Source organism: Microbacterium sp. zg-Y625, assembly GCF_030246925.1.
GTDB lineage: Bacteria > Actinomycetota > Actinomycetes > Actinomycetales > Microbacteriaceae > Microbacterium > Microbacterium jiangjiandongii.
The window spans coordinates 1,617,620-1,636,036 of the sequence record NZ_CP126740.1; the positions used below are offsets into that span (position 1 = coordinate 1,617,620).

General features: G+C 71.1%; 17 protein-coding genes. 3 read left to right on the forward strand and 14 right to left on the reverse strand.

Going from position 1 to position 18,417, the window contains the following annotated elements; translation table 11 throughout:
- Nucleotides 1-2 precede the first annotated feature (2 nt).
- From QNO14_RS07335 to rplU, 6 genes are all read right to left on the reverse strand, one after another.
- The gene (locus QNO14_RS07335) at nucleotides 3-227 is read right to left on the reverse strand and encodes a hypothetical protein (RefSeq protein WP_257493395.1); all 225 of its coding nucleotides are present in this window, start codon (nucleotides 225-227) and stop codon (nucleotides 3-5) included.
- Nucleotides 228-276: 49 nt separating this feature from the next.
- Nucleotides 277-1,542 (reverse strand): glutamate-5-semialdehyde dehydrogenase, encoded by a 1,266-nt coding sequence (locus QNO14_RS07340; RefSeq protein WP_257493394.1) that lies wholly within the window; start codon nucleotides 1,540-1,542, stop codon nucleotides 277-279.
- A 9-nt stretch (nucleotides 1,543-1,551) separates the two neighbouring features.
- Nucleotides 1,552-2,388, reverse strand: a complete 837-nt coding sequence (gene proB / locus QNO14_RS07345) for a glutamate 5-kinase (RefSeq protein ID WP_257493393.1) — start codon at nucleotides 2,386-2,388, stop codon at nucleotides 1,552-1,554.
- Nucleotides 2,385-3,887: a GTPase ObgE gene (gene obgE, locus QNO14_RS07350; protein ID WP_257493392.1), complete on the reverse strand. Its 1,503-nt coding sequence runs from the start codon at nucleotides 3,885-3,887 to the stop codon at nucleotides 2,385-2,387. Before obgE ends, proB begins: the two co-directional genes overlap by 4 nt.
- Nucleotides 3,888-3,970: 83 nt before the next feature.
- Nucleotides 3,971-4,228 carry a 50S ribosomal protein L27 gene (rpmA, locus tag QNO14_RS07355; RefSeq protein WP_257493391.1) on the reverse strand — a complete coding sequence of 86 codons (258 nt, stop codon included), beginning with the start codon at nucleotides 4,226-4,228 and terminating at the stop codon, nucleotides 3,971-3,973.
- 18 nt (nucleotides 4,229-4,246) lie between these two features.
- Nucleotides 4,247-4,555 (reverse strand): 50S ribosomal protein L21, encoded by a 309-nt coding sequence (gene rplU / locus QNO14_RS07360; RefSeq protein ID WP_257493390.1) that lies wholly within the window; start codon nucleotides 4,553-4,555, stop codon nucleotides 4,247-4,249.
- A gap of 226 nt (nucleotides 4,556-4,781) precedes the next feature.
- Here rplU and QNO14_RS07365 point away from each other — a divergent pair, with 226 nt between their 5' ends.
- The gene (locus QNO14_RS07365; protein ID WP_257493389.1) at nucleotides 4,782-5,060 is read left to right on the forward strand and encodes a DUF4031 domain-containing protein; all 279 of its coding nucleotides are present in this window, start codon (nucleotides 4,782-4,784) and stop codon (nucleotides 5,058-5,060) included.
- A gap of 3 nt (nucleotides 5,061-5,063) precedes the next feature.
- Here the strand turns inward: QNO14_RS07365 and QNO14_RS07370 are convergent, their stop codons facing one another.
- Nucleotides 5,064-7,640, reverse strand: coding sequence for an Rne/Rng family ribonuclease (locus QNO14_RS07370; protein WP_257506172.1), 2,577 nt, complete (start codon nucleotides 7,638-7,640; stop codon nucleotides 5,064-5,066).
- A 281-nt stretch (nucleotides 7,641-7,921) separates the two neighbouring features.
- Here QNO14_RS07370 and QNO14_RS07375 point away from each other — a divergent pair, with 281 nt between their 5' ends.
- Entirely contained in the window at nucleotides 7,922-8,497 is a 576-nt protein-coding gene (locus QNO14_RS07375) for a vitamin K epoxide reductase family protein (protein ID WP_257506173.1), read from the forward strand.
- Between the two features lie 101 nt (nucleotides 8,498-8,598).
- Here QNO14_RS07375 and ndk read toward each other — a convergent pair whose 3' ends face one another.
- From ndk to ileS, 4 genes are read right to left on the reverse strand one after another with little or no spacing between them, the layout of a single operon-like run.
- Entirely contained in the window at nucleotides 8,599-9,012 is a 414-nt protein-coding gene (gene ndk, locus QNO14_RS07380) for a nucleoside-diphosphate kinase (protein WP_257493386.1), read from the reverse strand.
- A gap of 2 nt (nucleotides 9,013-9,014) precedes the next feature.
- On the reverse strand, nucleotides 9,015-9,422 hold the full coding sequence (locus QNO14_RS07385) for a DUF4233 domain-containing protein (RefSeq protein ID WP_308211020.1): 408 nt from the start codon (nucleotides 9,420-9,422) through the stop codon (nucleotides 9,015-9,017).
- On the reverse strand, nucleotides 9,419-10,771 hold the full coding sequence (locus QNO14_RS07390; RefSeq protein ID WP_257506175.1) for a bifunctional folylpolyglutamate synthase/dihydrofolate synthase: 1,353 nt from the start codon (nucleotides 10,769-10,771) through the stop codon (nucleotides 9,419-9,421). The genes QNO14_RS07385 and QNO14_RS07390 overlap by 4 nt, the downstream gene beginning before the upstream one ends.
- Complete coding sequence (gene ileS, locus QNO14_RS07395; protein ID WP_257506176.1) at nucleotides 10,768-14,193, reverse strand: isoleucine--tRNA ligase; 3,426 nt, start codon at nucleotides 14,191-14,193, stop codon at nucleotides 10,768-10,770. Before ileS ends, QNO14_RS07390 begins: the two co-directional genes overlap by 4 nt.
- Nucleotides 14,194-14,416: 223 nt before the next feature.
- Between ileS and QNO14_RS07400 the strand changes: the two genes are divergently transcribed.
- A complete protein-coding gene (locus QNO14_RS07400) occupies nucleotides 14,417-15,076 on the forward strand; it encodes a pentapeptide repeat-containing protein (RefSeq protein WP_257506177.1) in 660 nt (219 codons plus the stop codon).
- Nucleotides 15,077-15,086: 10 nt separating this feature from the next.
- On the opposite strand, the gene QNO14_RS07405 is transcribed toward QNO14_RS07400, so the two are convergent.
- The 3 genes from QNO14_RS07405 to QNO14_RS07415 form a co-directional block, all read right to left on the reverse strand.
- Complete coding sequence (locus tag QNO14_RS07405) at nucleotides 15,087-16,616, reverse strand: dipeptide ABC transporter ATP-binding protein (RefSeq protein WP_257506178.1); 1,530 nt, start codon at nucleotides 16,614-16,616, stop codon at nucleotides 15,087-15,089.
- Nucleotides 16,613-17,110, reverse strand: coding sequence for an ABC transporter permease (locus QNO14_RS15345; RefSeq protein WP_434543530.1), 498 nt, complete (start codon nucleotides 17,108-17,110; stop codon nucleotides 16,613-16,615). Before QNO14_RS15345 ends, QNO14_RS07405 begins: the two co-directional genes overlap by 4 nt.
- Nucleotides 17,111-17,421: 311 nt before the next feature.
- Nucleotides 17,422-18,405, reverse strand: a complete 984-nt coding sequence (locus tag QNO14_RS07415) for an ABC transporter permease (protein ID WP_257506180.1) — start codon at nucleotides 18,403-18,405, stop codon at nucleotides 17,422-17,424.
- Nucleotides 18,406-18,417 lie beyond the last annotated feature (12 nt).

The following is an 18,417-nucleotide window of genomic DNA, read 5'->3' on the forward strand; positions in this document are numbered from 1 at the left end:
GCCTAGTGGTGGCCGTGTCCCGCTTGAGTGAGCTGGTCTGCGTGCGTGCGGGCGTAGGCCTCGGCCTTCGGCGCGTGACGGTTGGCGACGTTGCGGAACGACACCGTGACGAGCCCGAGCAGCAGGAACACCACCAGCGCGACGATGCCGTAGCCGACGTTGTCGAAGAGGCCGACGTGGTGTTCGGTCTCCGCCGCAGCGAAGGCGGTGATCGTAGCGAGGGTCATGCGGGCTCCGTTCGGGTTGCGTTGGTGGCGCGGTGTCCAGCTTATTGCGTCAGGCGCGGATCTGCCCGCCGCCACGGGCGAGCCACTTGGTGCTGGTGAGTTCGGGCAGCCCCATCGGGCCGCGGGCGTGCAGTTTCTGCGTCGAGATCCCGACCTCGGCGCCGAAGCCGAATTCACCGCCGTCGGTGAAGCGCGTCGAGGCGTTGGCCATCACGACCGCGGAGTCGACCTCCGCGAGGAACCTCTCCGCTCGCGCGTCGTCGGTCGTGATGATCGACTCCGTGTGGCCGGTCGAATAGGTGCGGATGTGCGCGAGCGCCTCATCGAGGTCTGCCACGACACGCATCGACAGGTCGAGGCTCATGTGCTCGACGGCGTATTCCGAGTCGGTGACGGGCACGACGTCCTGGGCGAGACCGCGGGTCGCTTCGTCGCCGTGCACCGTGACGCCCTCGGCCTGCAGTGCGGCGACGACCGGCGGCACAAGGCGCGGGGCGGCGTCGGCGAGCACCAGCACCGTCTCGACGGCGTTGCAGACGCTGGGACGCTGCACCTTGGCGTTGACGACGATGTCTCGTGCCCACTCGAGCGGTGCGCTCGTGTCGAGCACGATGTGCACCACCCCGGCACCGGTCTCGATGACAGGCACCGAGGACTCGGTGACGACCGTCTCGATGAGCTGCGCGCTGCCACGGGGCACGAGCACATCGACGAGGCCCCGGGCCTGCATGAGCTCACGTGCCCCGTCGCGGCCGAAGTCGTCCAGCGTCTGTACGGCCTCGGGGTCGATTCCCTGCGAAGCGAGCGCAGCGCGCATGACCCGAACGAGCGCGGCATTCGAGTGCTCGGCGGCCGTGCCGCCGCGCAGCACCACGGCGTTGCCCGAGCGCAGAGCGAGTGAGGCGATGTCGATGGTGACGTTCGGGCGGGCCTCGTAGATGGCGCCGACGACGCCGAAGGGCACCGAGACCTTCTGCAGGTGCACGCCGGTGGGCAGGTGACGGTCATCGAGCACGCGGCCGACCGGATCGGGCAGCGCCGCGACGTCGCGGACGGCCGAGGCGAGGGCGCCGATGCGCGCGGCATCCAACCGCAGGCGATCCTGCAGCCCTTCGGACAGGCCGCCTGCGCGACCGCGTTCGAGGTCCCGCGCGTTGGCGGCGACGATCTCGTCCACCGCGGCGTCGATGGCGTCGGCGATCGCGTGCAGCGCGGCGGCCTTCGTTCCATCGTCCAAGAGGGCGACGCTGCGGGCCGCCTCACGGGCGAGCATCATCCGCTCGCGCGCCGTCGTCGGGGCCGTGAGGGTGGTCATCCGCCCAGTTTAGCCGCGGGCGATCGCGTCGGTGTCGACCGCGTCAGGGCTCGCACCGGTGGGGTCCGTGGCGGGCGCGAACCAGGTGCCGATGTCCGCCCCGTCCAGCGCCTCCCCCACGAGGTCGGCACTGGTGACGAGCACCCCGACGCCGGATGCCGCGGCCAGCCGCGCCGCGGACACCTTGGTCGCCGCTCCCCCGGTGCCGACGCTGTTCACGACGACCGAGCCGAACTCGAAGCCGGTGAGGTCGTCGCCGAACGCCACGTGCCGGATGGGCTCCGCCCCCGGCTCGGACGGCGGGCGTGTGTAGAGGCACTCGATGTCGCTGAGCAGCACGAGCGCGTCGGCGCCGATGAGCCGCGCGACGAGAGCGGCGAGCCGGTCGTTGTCGCCGAAGCGGATCTCATGGGTCGCCACGGTGTCGTTCTCGTTGACGATGGGCAGGATGCGCAGTCCCAGCAGCCGCTCCATGGCCCGGCGGGCGTTGGAGCGGTGGGTCGGGTTCTCGAGGTCTCCCGCGGTCAGCAGCACCTGGCCCGCGACCACACGGAACGCCCGCAGCGCCTCCTGATACCGGTAGATCAGGATGTTCTGACCCACGGCGGCGGCGGCCTGCTGAGTGGCGAGGTCGTCGGGTCGCTCAGCGAGGTCGAGGTACGGCATGCCGGTCGCGATGGCTCCCGAAGACACCAGCACCACTTCGACGCCACGCGCGTGCGCGGCAGCGAGTGCATTGACGATCGCCTGGATCTTGCCGGCGTTCTCGCCGCTGATCGACGACGACCCGACCTTGACCACCAGGCGGCGGGCCGTCCGGACCGCCGCGCGATCGCGCACGGTCACCGAGCGCTCTCCTCGTTTCGGTGCGCGATGCGCTCGGCCTCGAGGTCGGCGCGCGCCTCGGCCTTGGCATCCATGCGCTCGTGGTAACGCTCGCGACGCTGCGACGTCGTGCGACGCGGGTTGAGGTCCAGCCGCGGGTCGGTGCCTCGCGGCGCCGTCATGAGTTCGGCGGCGGAGCTCATCGTGGGATGCCAGTCGAACACGATGCCGTCGCCCTCGCCGATGACGACCGTGGAACCGGCCTGGGCACCCGCCTTGTACAGTCCGTTCTCGACGCCGAGCTTCTCGAGCCGGTCCGCGAGGAAGCCGACGGCCTCTTCGTTCTGGAAGTCGGTCTGCTGCACCCAGCGCACGGGCTTCGCGCCCAGCACGCGGTAGATGTTGCCGTACGTGCCGCCTTCGACGCGGATCTCGAACTCCTTCTCCGATCCCTTGGGGCGGATGACGACCCGCTCGGGCGCGGGGGTCGCCGCAAGGGTCGCACGGTGCTGGGCGACGATGTCGGCCAGCGCGAACGTGAGCTGGCGCAGTCCCTCGTGGCTGACCGCGGAGATCTCGAAGACGCGGTAGCCGCGCGCCTCGAGCTCGGGGCGCACCAGGTCGGCGAGATCCTTCGCCTCGGGCACGTCGACCTTGTTCAGCGCGATCAGCTGCGGGCGCTCAAGGAGAGGCGTCTGACCCTCGGGCACGGGGTAGGCGCCCAGCTCGGCGAGGATCACATCGAGATCGCTCAGCGGGTCGCGGCCGGGGTCGAGCGTCGCGCAGTCCAACACGTGCACGAGCGCGGTGCAGCGCTCGACGTGGCGGAGGAACTCCAGCCCCAGACCCTTGCCTTCGCTTGCGCCCTCGACGAGCCCGGGCACGTCGGCGACGGTGAAGCGCACCTCGCCGGCCTGCACGACGCCGAGGTTCGGGTGCAGCGTGGTGAACGGATAGTCGGCGATCTTGGGGCGCGCGGCCGAGACGGCCGCGATCAGGCTCGACTTGCCCGCGGACGGGAAGCCCACGAGGGCCACGTCCGCCACCGTCTTCAGCTCGAGCTGGATGTCGCCTTCCCACCCGGGGGTGCCCAGCAGGGCGAAGCCGGGGGCTTTGCGCTTGGGGTTGGCCAGCGACGCGTTGCCCAGGCCGCCCTGGCCGCCGGGAGCCACGACGACGCGCGCGCCGGGCTCGACCATGTCGACGAGGGTGTGACCCTCGGCATCCTTCACGACCGTGCCGACCGGCACGGTCAGCTCCAGCGACTCGCCGTTCGCGCCCGAGCGGTGATCACCCATGCCGAAGCCGCCGTTGCCCGCGGTGCGGTGCGGCGAGTGGTGGTACGACAGCAGCGTCGTCACCTGGGGGTCGGCGACCAGCACGATGTCGCCACCGTTGCCGCCGTTGCCGCCGTCGGGGCCGGCGAGGGGCTTGAACTTCTCGCGCTTGACCGACACGCAGCCGTTGCCGCCCTTTCCGGCGCGCAGATGGAGCGTCACTCTATCGACGAAGGTGACCATGGGATGCTCCTCAGCTGTCGGTACAAACAGGCGAGGGGCGAGCCGTAGCCCGCCCCTCGCCGAGATTCAGTGCGATCTCGCGGTCACTCCGCGGTCGCGACGATGTTGACCACCTTGCGGCGGCCCTTCGCGCCGAACTCGACCGCACCGGCGGCGAGGGCGAACAGCGTGTCGTCCTTGCCGCGGCCGACGTTCGCGCCCGGGTGGAAGTGGGTGCCGCGCTGGCGCACGATGATCTCGCCGGCGTTGACCTCCTGGCCGCCGAAACGCTTCACGCCAAGGCGCTGAGCGTTGGAGTCACGACCGTTGCGGGTGGAGCTTGCGCCCTTTTTGTGTGCCATCTCTGCGTCTCCCTGGGCTTACTTGATGCCGGTGACCTTGACGCGCGTGAGGTCCTGACGGTGCCCCTGGCGCTTCTTGTAACCGGTCTTGTTCTTGAACTTCTGGATCACGATCTTGGGGCCGCGCGACTCACCGAGAACCTCGGCGGTCACCGTGACCTTCGCAAGCTTGTCGGCATCGGTCGTGACGGCGTCGCCGTCGACGAGCAGCACCGCGGGCAGCTCGAGGGTCTCGCCGACCTTCGCCTGCTGACGATCCAGGACGACGATCGTGCCGACCTCGACCTTCTCCTGGCGGCCACCGGCGCGCACAACTGCGTAAACCACTTCACACCTGTTTTCGTTCGGGAGCGCGAGGCTCCGGTTGTCTTTGCGAGACTCGCTCTGGGAAAGATAAGTCTGGGTGCCCGGCCGGCGACGGTGAGTCTCCGACGTGCGCGTTCCGCCCTGCGACGTAGAAACGCCACGCACCAAGGGACGAGTTTAGCCGATGCTGGGCGACATGCGCAAAAGGGCGGGGCAGCGTGTCGCGCGTGCGGCCTAGGATCGGCGGATGGCGATCCTGATCGACGACCCCCGATGGCCCGCACACGGCCGGTTGTGGGCCCACTTGGTCAGCGACGCGTCGCTGGACGAGCTCCACGCGTTCGCCGCCGCCAACGGCATCCCCCCGCGCAGCTTCGACCTGGACCACTACGACGTCCCAGACTCGGCGCACGCGCGCCTGGTCGCCGCTGGCGCACAGTCCGTGACCGGGCATGAGCTCGTGCGCCGGCTCATCGCTTCGGGGCTGCGCGTGCGGGCCCGCGACCGGGCCCGCACGCAGCAGTGAGTCCTACTCGCTGCCGTCGGCGACGTGCGGCACCGGGGTGCCGGTGAGCGCCGCCGTCGACACGCGGCGGCGACCGCGACCCTGACCGGGTGCCTTCGGCTCGGGCAGCGCCTGCAGCACCGAGTCCAGCAGCAGGTCCTTCTCCGTCTTCGGCGCCGCGCTCTCGCCGCGCTTCTTGCGTGCCTTCTTGGGGCGATCGCCGCTGCGCTCAGGGCGCTCGCGGTCGCTGCGCTCGGGGCGGTCCTCCCGCTGCTCGCGGTCGTCGCGCTGCTCGACGGCCACCGGGGCGACCGGGGCCTGCTCGGTTGCGACATCGTCCGCAGAGGGCTGGATGGTGGATGCCGCGATCTGCGCGAGGGCCGATTTGACGCCCTCGGTGATGACATGCGTCCCACCCGTGGGAGCAGGGGCCGGCGCGGCCTGACGGGGGCGACGCGCGGATGACCCGTTGCCACCGTTGCTGCCATTGCTGCGGTGCTTCACGACGGGGTCGTGATGCACGATCACGCCACGGCCCGCGCACACCTCGCACGCCTCGCTGAAGGTCTCGAGCAGCCCCAGACCCAGCTTCTTGCGGGTCATCTGCACGAGGCCGAGCGAGGTGACCTCGGCCACCTGGTGCTTCGTGCGGTCACGGCTCAGGCACTCGACCAGACGCCGCAGCACGAGGTCGCGGTTGGTCTCCAGCACCATGTCGATGAAGTCGACCACGATGATGCCGCCGATGTCGCGCAGCCGCAGCTGGCGCACGATCTCCTCGGCCGCCTCGAGGTTGTTTTTCGTGACGGTCTCCTCGAGGTTGCCCCCGGAGCCGACGAACTTGCCGGTGTTGACGTCGATGACCGTCATCGCCTCGGTGCGGTCGATGACGAGCGATCCGCCCGAGGGCAGCCACACCTTGCGGTCGAGGGCCTTCTCGATCTGCTCCGTGACGCGGAACTCATCGAACGGGTCGTGGTCGCCCTCGAAGCGCTGCACGCGCTCCAGCAGGTCGGGAGCGACGCCCGCGAGGTAGCTCGTGATGGTCTGGTAGGCGTCTTCTCCCTGGATGAGCATCTTGGAGAAGTCCTCGTTGAAGACGTCGCGGACGATCTTCACCAGCAGGTCGGGCTCCGAGTGCAGCAGCGCCGGGGCGCCCGCGCTCTCGACCTGCTTGCTGATGTGCTCCCACTGCTTGGTGAGGCGCTGCACGTCGTTGGTCAGCTGGTCCTCGGTCGCGCCCTCGGCCGCCGTGCGCACGATGACGCCGCTGGACTCCGGCAGCACCTCCTTGAGGATGCGCTTCAGGCGCGCCCGCTCGGTGTCGGGGAGCTTGCGCGAGATGCCGTTCATCGCGCCACCGGGCACGTAGACCAGGTACCGGCCAGGAAGCGAGATCTGGCTGGTCAGGCGGGCGCCCTTGTGGCCCACCGGATCCTTCGTGACCTGCACGAGCACGCGGTCGCCCGACTTCAGCGCCAGCTCGATGCGGCGGGGCTGGTTGCCGGTTTCCACGGCATCCCAGTCGACCTCGCCCGAGTACAGCACGGCGTTGCGGCCGCGCCCGATGTCGACGAAGGCGGCCTCCATGCTCGGCAGCACGTTCTGGACGCGCCCGAGGTAGACGTTGCCGATGAGCGAGGCGTCCTGGCTGCGCGCGACGTAATGCTCGACCAGCACGTTGTCTTCGAGTACGGCGATCTGCACGCGGCCGTTCTTCGAGCGCACGATCATCTCGCGGTCGACGGACTCGCGGCGTGCGAGGAACTCCGCTTCGGTCACGACGGTGCGGCGGCGTCCTGCCTCGCGGCCGTCACGGCGGCGCTGCTTCTTCGCTTCGAGCCGCGTGGAGCCCTTGATGCGCTGCGGCTCGGTGATGAGCTCCACCGCCCGCTGGCGGGGCGCCGGAGGGGTGTCGTCGCTGTCGTCGCCGCCACGGCGACGGCCGCGACGCCGCGACGAGGAGCCGCTCGGCTGCTCGTCGTCGTCCTCGACGGCTGGGCGGCCGGGACGGGACGGTGCGGCGGGCAGCGGCACGACCTCGGGTGCGTAGAAGTGCAGCTCGGTCGTGACGGCCGAGACGAAGTTCTCGGGCAGCAGGCCGAGGCTCACCGCGGTCAGCGGCCCCTTGGGCTCGTCGGACTCTGCCGCTTCGGAAGCCTCGGAAGGCTCGGGAGCTTCATCGGCCGAGGCTTCGTGGGCGTTCCCGCCGTCGGCGGCGCCGGTCGGCGCGGTGTCAGCGGGGGCTGCGGTCTCGTCGCTCCCTGCGGTCTCGTCGCTCCCAGCGGAGTCGTCGCTCGCTGCCTCGTCGGCGGCGGAGGGCGCGTCATCGCCGGCGGGTACCGCCGCGTCGTCGTTGCCCGGCGCGGTCGACCCGTCCGCTGCAGCGGTGTCGGCGGGCGCGTCGGCCTCGGTGGCTGCTGCGTCCGCGGCATCCGCGTCGTTGCTCGCGTCTGCGGAGGGCGTCGCGTCATCCGGCTGCGCGGCGGCATCCGGCTGAGGGGCGTCTGCCGTATCGCTGGGCGCGTCGACGTCGAACAGCGGCGGGGTCAGCGTGCCCTGGGGATCGGAATCGGGGCCTGCATGCGTGTCATCGGTCATCACCGGTGTACTCCTTGCGGGCGACACCGCGCGTCGCCCGGCGAAATCTCGTGCGGTGCCGCAGTCGCCTGTCTCTCACGATGCGGCTCGCGAACTCTCACTCGGTCTGCAGCCGGCTCATGGGCGGGCTGCGCTGGGCGTTCATCGCCCGAAGTCTTCGGTGATGCGGTCGCGGCGCGGCCGCGGGTGCATCAGGGACCATTATCGCACTTCCGGCGTGTCTTGTGTTCGCGCGTCTCTCTGCGGCGTGTGGCACGGCGCGACGATGGGATAATCCGGGCATGCCCGATACCCGATCCGAGCGCCCGACCGTCCTCGCCGCGTGGCTCATCGGCGCCGGCGCGATCGGCTGGTGGGCGGCGTTCTCCCTCACCATGGAGCGGTTCGCGCTGCTGGCCGACCCCGAGGCCATCGCATCGTGCGACTTCAGTCTGCTGGTGCAGTGCACGGCGAATCTGGAGTCCGCGCAGGGCAGTGTCTTCGGCTTTCCGAACCCGATCCTGGGACTGGCGGGATGGGTGGCGCCGATCGTGGTGGGCTTCGCACTGCTGGCGGGCGCGCGGTTCGCGCGGTGGTTCTGGTGGTGCTTCTGGGCGGGGACGGCGTTCGCCTTCGGGTTCGTGCTGTGGCTCATCGGCCAGAGCGTCTTCGCGCTGGGGACGCTGTGCCCGTGGTGCATGGTGACGTGGGCGGTGACGATCCCGACGTTCTACGCGGTGACGCTGCATGCCCTGCGCGTCTCCGGCGTGGGCTGGGCCCGTCGCCTGGGGGCATGGGTCCCGCTGATGGCGATCCTGACGTACGCGGTGGTCGCCGTGATCGCGCAGGTGCAGCTGAACTGGCTCGCCCAGCTCTGACGCCGAGTGAGTATTCGCCGTGCCGAGTGAGTACTCGTCGCGCCGAGTGAGTACTCGTCGCGAATACTCACTCGAGCGCGCGAATACTCACTCGGGAGCGGTCAGAACCAGATCGAGAGCTCGCGGGCGGCGGACTCCGGGCTGTCGGAACCGTGCACCAGGTTCTGCTGCACGGCGACGCCCCAGTCGCGGCCGAAGTCGCCACGGATCGTGCCGGGTGCGGCCGTCGTCGGGTCGGTGGTGCCCGCGAGGGAGCGGAATCCCTCGATCACACGATTGCCCGCGAGGCGGATCGCGACCGACGGGCCGGACATCATGAACTCCAGCAGCGGCTCGTAGAACGGCTTGCCCGCGTGCTCGGCGTAGTGCTGCTCGAGGCGTTCGCGGTCGGGCTCGACGAGCCGCAGGTCGACGAGGGAGTACCCCTTCGCCTCGATGCGCGCGAGGATCGCGCCGGTCAGGCCGCGAGCGACGCCGTCGGGTTTGATCAGGACGAGGGTTTCCTCGGTGGTCATGCTCAGTCTCCGTTTCGCTGTTCGACCTCGGCGGCCAGACGCGCGTTGCGCCGGTCGAGCGAGGCCCCCTTGATGGTGGCATACGCCCACATGCCGCCGAAAATGAGCGCCACGAGAAGCAGCGCCGGTACCAGCAGCGCGCCGAGCGCCACCACGACCTGCAGCGCCCAGCCGAGTGCGATCGCCCAGCGGTGCCGCAGCAGGCCCGCGGTGATCACCATGAGCACGGCAAGGACGGTGCCGGCGACGACGCCCCACCACGGCTCGATGCCGCCGGGCAGCGCGTCGAGCCCGTAGATCACGAGGCCGGCGAGGAACGCGATGATCGCCTCGAAGCCCAGCACGATCGAGCCGAGCGACTCCGCGGCACCGCGCGGCCGGCGGGGACGGGGCGTGCGCGTGGCGCTCACGCCTGCCACCCGCTCTTCCAGTCCTCTTCGGATGCCACCGTCATCGCCTCACCGGCGAGAACGACACTGCCGGCGATGATCACTGCACGCCGATCGGATGCCGCCGCCCACTCACGCGCGGCGTTCGCCGCATCGGCGACGTCGGGGTGCACGCTCACCTGCCTGCCGAGGCCTTCGGCGAGGTCGGCGATCGCGTCGGGGTCGGTCGCGCGGTCGGACTGCGGGGCGGTCGCGAAGACGTGCGCGGCCAGCGGGGCCAGCTCGGCCACGACGCCGGCGACGTCCTTGTCGGCGAGGGCGCCGAGCACCAGACCCCACTCGTCGAAGTCGAACGCGTCGCGCAGGGCCGCAGCCAGCGCGCGGGCCCCGTGCGGGTTGTGCGCACCGTCGACGATCACCGTCGGGGCGACACCGAGCAGCTGCAGCCGACCGGGGGACGTCGCCTCGGCGAGGCCCTCGGTGAGCACGTCGGCCGCGAGCGGCTTGGTGGCTGCTCCCAGCAGCGACTCGACCGCGGCGATCGCGAGGGCGGCGTTGTGCGCCTGGTGCTCGCCGTACATCGGCAGGTACAGGTCGCTGTAGGTGCCGGCAAGGCCCCGCACCGCCATGAACTGCCCGCCCACGGCCAGGTGGTCCTCGGCGAGGGCGAAGTCCTGTCCCTCGAACGCGATGGAGGCTCCGCGCGCAGTGGCCGCCGCGCGCAGCACCCGCTCGGCGGCGGCATCCTGCCGGGCCGAGACGACGGCTGCGCCGTCCTTGATGATGCCGGATTTGACCTCGGCGATCTCCGCGATCGTGCCGCCCAGGCGATCCGCGTGATCCAGGTCGATGGGCGCGAAGACCGCCACGTCGCCGTCGGCGGTGTTGGTGGCATCCCACGAGCCGCCCATGCCGACCTCGATGATCGCGACGTCCACGGGTGCGTCGGAGAACGCGACGAACGCGAGCGCCGTGAGCAGCTCGAAGAACGTCAGCGGCTCCTCCCCCGCCTCGGCCAGCTCGGCATCGACGATCTCGACGAACGGCGCGATCTCGTCCCAGGCGTCGGCGACGGCGGCATCCGCGATCGGCTCACCGTCCACAACGACGCGCTCCGTGAACCGCTCCAGGTGAGGGCTCGTGAATAGGCCGGTGCGCAGGCCGTGAGCGCGCACGATCGACTCGATGATGCGGCTGGTGGACGTCTTGCCGTTCGTGCCGGTGACGTGCACCACCCGGTACGTGCGCTGCGGGTCGTCGAGGAACTCGAGAAGCCGCGCGGTGCGCTCCTTGCGGGGCTCCACCCAGCGCTCCCCCGCACGCGCCAGCAGCGTCTCGTATACGGCGTCGGCTCTGCTGCGGTCGCTCATGCGCTCACCCTGCTCACGGCGACGTGGAAGCCGCCCTCGTTGGCGTAGGTCCCCGGGGGCACGTACCCGACGTGGTCCGGCGTCGAGCCGAACACCTCCGCGTGCCACTCGTCCCCGGTCAGGTCGCCCGGCACCTCGATGTCCCGACCCGCGACGCGGGCGGCGAAGTCCACAGCCAGCGTCTCGCCCGCCACATCCGCGGCGTCGACACCCATCTCCAGGGCATCGGCGTCCGCGACGGACGCGAAGAGGATCTGCAGGCGGATCCGGTCGCTCACCTCGAAACCGGCCGCCTTGCGCGTGTCCTGCACGGCGCGCACGACGTCACGGGCGAACCCTTCGGCTTCGAGCTCGGGGGTCGTGGTGGTGTCGAGCAGCACGAAGCCCGCGCCGGGCAGCAGCGCGAGCGCCTCGCCCTCGGGGCGACCGCTCGTCTCGAGCACCAGCTCGTACTCCCCCGGCTCCAGCGCGACGCCGCCGGCGGTGACGACACCGTCGTGCTGCGACCAGTCGCCGTCCTTCGCGGCGCGGATCACCTGCTGCACCTGCTTGCCGAGGCGTGGCCCCGCGGCGCGGGCGTTGACCGACAGCCGGTGGGTGATGCCGTACTCCGCCGCTGTCTCATCGCGCAGCTCGACGAGCTGCACCGCCTTGACGTTGAGCTCGTCGCGGAGGATGTCGTCGAACTGCGACAGGCCGGCGGGGTCCGCCGTCACGACCGTCAGCCGCGGCAGCGGCAGGCGCACCCGCTTGCCTTCGCGCTTGCGCAGCGCGTTGGCGACACTCGTGACCTCGCGGACCGTGTCCATCGCGGCGCGGATGTCGGATGCCGCGGGGAACGCGTCGGCGTCGGGCCAGTCCTGCAGGTGCACACTGCGCCCGCCGGTGAGGCCCTGCCAGATCTGCTCGGACACCAGCGGGATGAGCGGCGCCGCGACGCGGGTGACCGTCTCGAGCACCGTGTAGAGCGTGTCGAAGGCCTCGCGGCTGGCCGGATCGTCGGTGACGCCCGTCCAGAACCGGTCCCGCGAGCGGCGGATGTACCAGTTGGTCAGCGCTTCGGCGAAGTCGCGCAGCTTGGCCGCGGCGGTCGTGGAGTCCAGGGCGTCCAGCTCGGTCGCGACGTCGCGCACGAGGTCGCCGGTGAGGGCGAGGATGTAGCGGTCCAGCACGTTCGTCGAATCCGTGCGCCAGGTCGCCTCATAGCCCTGGCCACCCGCGCCGCCTGCGGCGTTGGCATACGTCGCGAAGAAGTACCACGTGTTCCACAGCGGCAGCAGGAACTCGCGCACGCCGGCGCGGATGCCCTCCTCGGTGACGATGAGGTTGCCGCCGCGCAGCACGGAGCTCGCCATCAGGAACCAGCGCATCGCGTCGGAGCCGTCGCGGTCGAACACCTCGGACACGTCCGGGTAGTTGCGCAGCGACTTCGACATCTTCAGTCCGTCGCTGCCCAGCACGATGCCGTGGCAGGCGACCCCGGTGAATGCGGGGCGGTCGAACAGCGCGCCCGACAGCACGTGCATGACGTAGAACCAGCCACGGGTCTGGCCGATGTACTCGACGATGAAGTCCGCCGGTGCGTGCTCGTCGAACCACTCGCGGTTCTCGAACGGGTAGTGCACCTGGGCGTAAGGCATCGAGCCCGAGTCGAACCAGACGTCGAACACGTCCTCGATGCGGCGCATCGTGGACTGCCCGGTGGGGTCGTCGGGGTTCGGGCGGGTGAGCTCGTCGATGAAGGGGCGGTGCAGGTCGACCTCCCCCTCGGCGTTGCGCGGCAGTCGGCCGAAGTCGCGCTCGATCTCCTCGAGCGAGCCGTAGACGTCCACGCGCGGGTGGGCGGGGTCGTCGCTGCGCCACACCGGGATGGGCGAGCCCCAGTACCGGTTGCGGCTGATCGACCAGTCGCGCGCGCCTTCGAGCCACTTGCCGAACTGGCCGTGCTTGACGTTCTCGGGCGCCCACGTGATCTGCTCGTTGAGCTCGATCAGGCGGTCCTTGATCGCCGTCACGCGCACGAACCAGCTCGAGACGGCCTTGTAGATGAGGGGGTTGCGGCAGCGCCAGCAGTGCGGGTACGAGTGCTCGTAGCTGGCTTCGCGCAGCAGGCGGCCCTCGGCCTTGAGCAGGCGGATGAGCGGCCGGTTGGCATCCATCCACAGCTCACCGGCGACATCCGAGACCTGCGGCAGGAAGCGTCCGCCGTCATCGAGGCTCATGATCAGCGGGATACCGGCGGCCTCGGTGATCCGCTGGTCGTCTTCACCGTAAGCGGGGGCCTGGTGCACGATGCCGGTGCCGTCGCTCGTGGTGACGTAGTCGTCGACGAGGATGCGCCATGCGTTCTGCGTGCCCCAGGCCTCGGCGTCGGCGTAGTAGTCGAACAGGCGGTCGTACTGCACGTCGGCGAGGTCTCTGCCCCGCACGGTCTGCTGCACGGCGGCGCGGGCGTCCTCGGCGCTGTCGTAGCCGAGGTCCTTGGCGTAGCCGGCCAGCAGATCCTCGGCGAGCAGGTAGCGGTGCGATTCGCCTTCAGCGCGGTCCTCGTGCACGTCCGACGCGCCGTTGGGGCCGCCGGGCACGACGACGTATGTGATGTCGGGACCGACGGCGAGGGCGACGTTGGTCGGCAGCGTCCAGGGAGTCGTGGTCCACGCGAGCGCCCGCACGGCGGTCAGGCCCATCGACTCCGCCTTCACGCCGACGAGCGGGAAGGTGACGGTGACCGACGGGTCCTGGCGCATCTTGTAGACGTCGTCGTCCATGCGCAGCTCGTGGTTGGACAGCGGGGTCTCGTCCCGCCAGCAGTACGGCAGCACGCGGTGACCCTCGTAAGCGAGGTCCTTGTCGTAGAGCTGCTTGAACGCCCACAGCACCGACTCCATGTAGCTGGTGTCGAGCGTCTTGTATCCGCGGTCGAAGTCGACCCAGCGGGCCTGGCGGGTGACGTAGTCCTCCCACTCGTGCGTGTACTCCAGCACCGACGAGCGCGCCTTGTCGTTGAACGCGGCGAGCCCCATCTGCTCGATCTGGCTCTTCTCGGTGATGCCCAGCTGCTTCATCGCCTCGAGCTCGGCGGGAAGACCATGGGTGTCCCAGCCGAAGACACGGTCCACCTTCTTGCCGCGCATCGTCTGGAAGCGCGGGAAGAGGTCCTTGGCGTACCCGGTGAGGAGGTGTCCGTAATGCGGCAGACCGTTGGCGAACGGCGGGCCGTCGTAGAACACCCATTCCGGCGCACCCTCGCGCTGGGCGATCGAGGCGCGGAAGGTGTCGTCCTCGCGCCAGAACTCCAGCACGTCCTTCTCGATGTCGGGGAAGCGCGGGTTGGGCACGACGCCGGCGGCGGGGCCGAACGAGGCGCCGGGCGCCGACGGTGCGGCACTCGATGCGCTCGTCGAGGGGCGGGGGTAGGTCATGTCACTCCAGCAGGTTGCATTGCGTCCTGCGAGGACGACCCGTAGGCCGCGGTACCACCCCGCGTGATCCCCGGCTGACGCCGCGGACCCTCTCTCACTGCGGCTGTCACGGGCCTGCCCCGCTCGGTTCTACTGACGGTTTCCCGCGTTCTTCCGAGAGCTCCCCGGTGATGGCCGGATCGATGCTGGTCGTCCGATTCTACGCGTCCGTAGGCTGGAGTGCATGCCGCCGCGCGAGACCCGCCCCCGCCCGCCCCGCCAGGCACGTCCGGATCTGCCGCCACGGCTGGCGGTCGGCACGGCGCTCGGCCGGCGCAGCGACGTGTCGCAGACGCGGATCGAAGGGCTCGCCGGCGACGTGGATGCCGCGCACGCGCGTCTCGTGGAATGCGTGCTCGCCGCCAGCGCGGTCGACCGGCTGGACCTCACCGGGGCGACGTTGATCGACGTCGCGATCGAGGAGCTGCGCGCCACGACCGTCGCCGCCGTCAGGGGCAGGTGGCGCTCGGTGACGATCACCGGCGGGCGCATCGGCACCCTCGACCTCTCCCGTGCGCAGATGGATGCCGTCGAACTGCGCGGGGCGCGCATCGACTACCTGGCGCTCGGCCAGGCGGTCGTCGCCGACCTGCTGATCGCGGACTGCGTGATCGGTTCCCTCGACATGCCGGCCGCGTCGCTGGAGCGGGTGAGGTTCGAGGACAGCCGCGCCGATGACGTGGACACCCGGGAGATGCGGGCAGCAGATCTCGACCTGCGCGGGCTGCAGGCTCTGGCATACACCGAACCGGCAGCGCTTCGCGGCGCCACCATGGCGCCGCACCAGGCAATCGCACTGGCGGAGTCGTTCGCCGCTGCCCTTGGCGTGCAGGTGCGCGACTGAGGAGGCCGGGTCACCGCCCGGCGGCGAGCAGCTCTCGTGTGAACGGATGCCGGGGCGATGCGAAGACGTCCGCGACGGGTCCCTGCTCCACGACCGCGCCGTCCTGCATCACCAGCACGTCGTCGGCGACGGCGGCGACCACATCGAGGTCGTGCGAGACGAAGACCATGGTGAGGTCTCGGTCGGCGCGCAGTCGGCGCAGGAGCGCCAGCACGCGCTCGCGCACCGTGGGATCCAGCGCCGACACCGGCTCGTCGAGCACGAGCACGTCGGGGTTCACCGCGAGGGCCCGCGCGATGGCGGCGCGCTGACGCTGACCGCCCGAGAGCTGCGCCGGGCGGCGCCGCGCGATGGCGGCATCCAATCCCACTTCCGTCAGCAACTCGGCGGCCCGGGCGGCGTGCTCTGCGCGCAGCACCCCGCCGGCGGCGAGCGCCTCGCGCACCGACCTGCCGATGGTCCACCGGGGGTCGAAGGCGCCCAGCGGGTTCTGGTGCACGAGCTGCACGCGCCGTCGCAGCGCCCGCTCGTCGCCTCGGGACCATGGCGTGCCGCCGATGCGTACGGTGCCGGCGTCGGGCTGCTCGATGCCCACGATCATGCGCGCGAGCGTGGTCTTGCCCGAGCCGGACTCCCCCACCACCCCCAGCGTGCGTCCGCGGGAGATGTCGAAGGACACCTCCCGCACCGCGGGGCGGTCGAACGCCTTCGACAGTCCCCGAGCCGACACGAGCGGCTCCTCGTCGCGGGTCTCCGCCTGCGCCGCGGGTGGCTCGTGGTGCGACGCGGCGACGAGCTCGCGGGTGTGGGGATGCTGAGGGGCATCGAACACCTGGGCGACGGTGCCCTGCTCGACGAATCGGCCGCCCTGCATCACCACCACGCGGTCCGCGACCCGGCGCACCGCGGCGAAGTCGTGGCTGACGAAGACGACGGCCGTGCCGCGGTCGGCGATCGAGCGCAGCAGGTCGAGCACGCGTGCCTGCACCGTCGCGTCGAGAGCGGTCGTGGGTTCGTCGGCGACGAGTACGGCCGGCTCCCCCGCCAGCGCTGAGGCGATCAGCGCGCGCTGACGCAGCCCGCCCGAGAGTTCGTGCGGGTACTGCCGCACGCGGCGAGCCGCATCGGGCATGGCGACGTCGGTGAGGAGCGTCTCGACCCGCAGGGCGCGGGCGGAGCGTGATGTCCGCGGCTCGTGGATGCGCAGGGGTTCGGCCACCTCGGCGCCGATGCGACGGAGCGGATCCAGAGAGACGAGGGCGTCTTGGGAGACCAGCGCGATGCGCGACCCGCGCAGTCGGCGCCAGCCTCGCTCGTCGAGCCGCCGCGCATCGACGCCGTCGACGATGAGCTCGTCGGCCGTCATCCGTGCGCCTTCGGGCACGAGACCCAGCAGGGCGCGCGCGGTGAGGGACTTGCCGGCACCCGATTCCCCCACGATCGCCAGGCACTCACCGGGGGCGACGGTGAGCGATACTCCGGCGACGGGAGTGGCGCGCCCGATCGAGATCTGCAGCCCCGACACCTGCAGCGCGCTCACGACAGCCTCCCGTCCGCGCGGGAGCGCAGTGTGCGGCCGACGACGGTGGCGGCGATCGCCGTGATCGTGATGGCCGCGCCCGGGAACACCGACACCCACCAGGCCTGCCCGATGACGTTGCGACCGCCCGAGAGCATCAGCCCCCACTCCGGTGTGGGCTCGGTGGGTCCGAGTCCCAGGAAGCTGAGCCCGGCGGCGGCGAGGATGCTGGAGCCGATTCCTATGGTGGCGAGCACGCTGAGCGACCCGACCACACCGGGGGCGACGTGGCGCACGAAGGCGAGCGGGGCGGGGACGCCCAGAATGCGCGCGGCCTCGACATGTTCGGCCGTCCCCAGTGTGCGCGTCTGCGCCCGGGCGAGCCGCACGTAGACGGGTACGGCGGCGATGGTGACGGCGAGCGCCACGTTGGTCGGCCCGGGGCCGAGCACGGCGACCACCACGAGCGCGATGAGGAACTCGGGGAACGCCAGGAGGATGTCGGTGGCGCGCATCGCGACGGCATCCACCACCCGGGGGGCGACTCCCGAGAGCGAGCCGACGAGTAGTCCGACCGCGAAGGCGAGCGCGGTGGCGAGCAGACCGATGCCGACGGACCGTGCGGTGCCGTGCACGACCCGGGAGTAGACGTCGCGCCCGCTCTGATCGGTGCCGAAGGGATGCTCCGTCGAGGGCGGCAGGAGTGCCTGCCGCACGTCGGTCTGCAGCGGGTCGAGCGAGGTGAACAGCTGCGGCGCGAACGCCGCCGCGGCCACGACAGCGAGCACGGCGACGGCTCCGGTGAGCAGCACGCGCTGAGCGGGCCTCATGCCGCCACCCCCGTGCGCGGGGCTACCGGCGACGGGAGGCGGCGCAGGCGCGGGTCGATCAGCGGGTAGACGAGTTCCACGATCGTGTTGACGACGACGAACACCAGCGCGCTCAGCAGGATGATTCCGGTGATCACGGGCAGATCGCGGTCGGCGATCGCGGCGAGGGTCACGCGTCCAAGGCCGGGGCGGGCGAAGACGGTCTCGACCAGCACCGCTCCCCCCAGCAGCGACCCGACGAGGTAGGCGGCCAAGGTGAGGGCCCCCGTGGCGCCGTGACGGAGGGTGTGGTGCAGCGTCAGCCGCGTCGCGGTCGCACCCCGTGCGCGCACCGTCGTGGCGAAGGGCTGGCGTTCGGCCGCTTCGATGCCGTCGCGCAGCACCTGGCCCAGGAGCGCCGTCACCGGGAGTGCGAGCGTGACGGCGGGCAGCACCAGCGTCGCGGGGTTGCGTGACCCCGACACCGGGAACCAGCCGAGCCCGAACGCGAACACGCTCAGCAGCACGAGCCCGATCCAGAACACCGGCGACGACAGCACGACGAGCTCCGCGCCGGCGACGACGGTGCGGGCGACGCGGCCCCGGGCGAGCAGGGCGACGGCGAAGGCGAGCGCGACGGCGATGAGCAGCGCCAGCGCGGTCAGCTGCAGCGTGGCGCCGAGCTGGCGGCCGATGACCTCCGCCACCGGCATCCGCAGCTGGTACGACTCCCCGAGATCCCCCCGCAGCAGCTGCCCGAGGTAGGCGACGTACTGCTCCAGCGGCGGCCGGTCGAGTCCGAGCTCGGCGCGGATGCCGTCCTTCACGGCGTCACTCACCTGTGCCTGGGGGCCGAGCATGACCTCCACCGGGTCGCCGGGGATCACCCGGAACGCCAGGAAGGCCACGGTCGCCGCACCCCAGAGCACGATGACGACGGATGCCGCGATGCCGCCGACCCGCGCGGCGATGGCCCGGGCGCGCTGCGCCGCTGGCGTCATGGTGACCTCCGC

Excerpts from the sequence above, each read along its gene's own strand:
- obgE (WP_257493392.1), bottom strand. The coding sequence starts at position 3,887 with ATGGTCACCTTCGTCGATAGAGTGACGCTCCATCTGCGCGCCGGAAAG.
- QNO14_RS07400 (WP_257506177.1), top strand. The coding sequence starts at position 14,417 with ATGCCGCCGCGCGAGACCCGCCCCCGCCCGCCCCGCCAGGCACGTCCG.
- QNO14_RS07375 (WP_257506173.1), top strand. The coding sequence starts at position 7,922 with ATGCCCGATACCCGATCCGAGCGCCCGACCGTCCTCGCCGCGTGGCTC.
- QNO14_RS07365 (WP_257493389.1), top strand. The coding sequence starts at position 4,782 with ATGGCGATCCTGATCGACGACCCCCGATGGCCCGCACACGGCCGGTTG.
- QNO14_RS07390 (WP_257506175.1), bottom strand. The coding sequence starts at position 10,771 with ATGAGCGACCGCAGCAGAGCCGACGCCGTATACGAGACGCTGCTGGCG.
- QNO14_RS07335 (WP_257493395.1), bottom strand. The coding sequence starts at position 227 with ATGACCCTCGCTACGATCACCGCCTTCGCTGCGGCGGAGACCGAACAC.
- QNO14_RS07370 (WP_257506172.1), bottom strand. The coding sequence starts at position 7,640 with ATGACCGATGACACGCATGCAGGCCCCGATTCCGATCCCCAGGGCACG.
- QNO14_RS07415 (WP_257506180.1), bottom strand. The coding sequence starts at position 18,405 with ATGACGCCAGCGGCGCAGCGCGCCCGGGCCATCGCCGCGCGGGTCGGC.
- ileS (WP_257506176.1), bottom strand. The coding sequence starts at position 14,193 with ATGACCTACCCCCGCCCCTCGACGAGCGCATCGAGTGCCGCACCGTCG.
- QNO14_RS15345 (WP_434543530.1), bottom strand. The coding sequence starts at position 17,110 with ATGCGCGCCACCGACATCCTCCTGGCGTTCCCCGAGTTCCTCATCGCG.
- rpmA (WP_257493391.1), bottom strand. The coding sequence starts at position 4,228 with ATGGCACACAAAAAGGGCGCAAGCTCCACCCGCAACGGTCGTGACTCC.
- QNO14_RS07340 (WP_257493394.1), bottom strand. The coding sequence starts at position 1,542 with ATGACCACCCTCACGGCCCCGACGACGGCGCGCGAGCGGATGATGCTC.
- ndk (WP_257493386.1), bottom strand. The coding sequence starts at position 9,012 with ATGACCACCGAGGAAACCCTCGTCCTGATCAAACCCGACGGCGTCGCT.